Genomic DNA, 1,342 nt, shown 5'->3' with positions numbered 1-1,342 from the left:
ATGGTAACTCTACTTAGTAATCTACAGTCAGAACATACAACTTCCGTTCAAGGTCCTATATTTGTACATAAAGAAAAGTATGAACAATACAGGAAAAAAGCATATATTGAAAATAAAGAACTAAAAGTATTAGTAACAAATGATGGTGAGCTAATCACTGAAATTTTTTAAAGATAATACATCCTCGTTTTGCCTTTATATGAAAAGATTATCATAAAGATAGTAGATAGGATGTCATGATTGTAAAGGAATGTACTTTAACAAACGGGTACTAATTTGTAATAAGAGAGACGAATAAAAGTCATTGCTGCGCAGTACAACGATACTGGTTATAGAATAAACATCAAAGAGACGGTTACATTTAAAGTGATCGTCTTTCTTGTTTTACTTATATTGGTAATACAATAAGGATTACAGAGACGATTACAATTTAAGTGATCGTCTACTTTGACCAAAATCGTCTAAGTTCCTCAATTCTAGGTATCTTCAAAAGATTTGCCTAGCATGTTCGATGCAGTATTGCGTAATAATATTGTATAAGTCCCACTAACGATAATAGCCCTAGATAATACCAGTAGTAAGATGATAGTTCTGTTGTTTCTTTTCCTTCAGCCTCAACTTTTAAAATATCCACTAAAAATAAAGGGAACTGATAGATTTTATAGAATTTATGGAATTAAATTAGTTCATTAACTTTTAAATATACATGAAGGGTATTGGGGGAAATATGAAGAACGAAGAAATCGTACTACAAAATAAACTTATAGCCTGTCACAGCATTATAGAAGAACAACTTAGGTTAATTGAGAGAGAAACATTAATAGGTAACACGAGAAAACGTTGTGATATACTCTTTGAAGACAAAAATGGTAAGCAATTATTTGTTGAAGTAAAGGAATATGTTGATGAAAAAGCAATTGAACAGATAATTGAATATAAGAAACTAGTATCATCTGAGGACGCAAGGTTCATGCTAATTTCTAACAGGCAAATAGAACAAAGCTTAATTAGTAAACTTGAAGACTTAGAAATAGAAAGCCAATGGATAAATAAACAACATATTGACGTAAAGTTGGATAGAATTTTAGAAGTTCCAAAAGGAGGTTCTAAGTATAAAACTAAAGATAAAATTTTTCAAAAACTAAATAAACAAAAAGAATTAGCAGAAGAGATTTTTAACTTTATTTCAACTACTCTCCACACTAGAGATAACCCAATTATGTGTAACATTTCGGATGGAATTATGTTTCAGATTATTAACCGTAATGAAAAATTCCTATCCATTTCAACAGTAGGAAATCGATTATTATTTCATCTTACAAAAGATAGTGGAGAGCGTGAT

Annotated in this window: 1 protein-coding gene; it reads left to right on the top strand. The window is 30.0% G+C overall.

The features are described 5' to 3' along the window. Nucleotides 1-727: 727 nt before the first annotated feature. Nucleotides 728-1,342 (top strand): endonuclease NucS domain-containing protein (locus tag HNP81_RS23570; protein WP_182504189.1); only part of this gene is annotated, 615 nt, incomplete at its 3' end.

Source organism: Peribacillus huizhouensis (genome assembly GCF_014138605.1).
GTDB classification, from domain to species: domain Bacteria; phylum Bacillota; class Bacilli; order Bacillales; family DSM-1321; genus Peribacillus; species Peribacillus huizhouensis.
The sequence above is the reverse complement of the archived record's forward strand: the minus strand, read 5'-3'. Positions and strand labels throughout refer to the sequence as shown.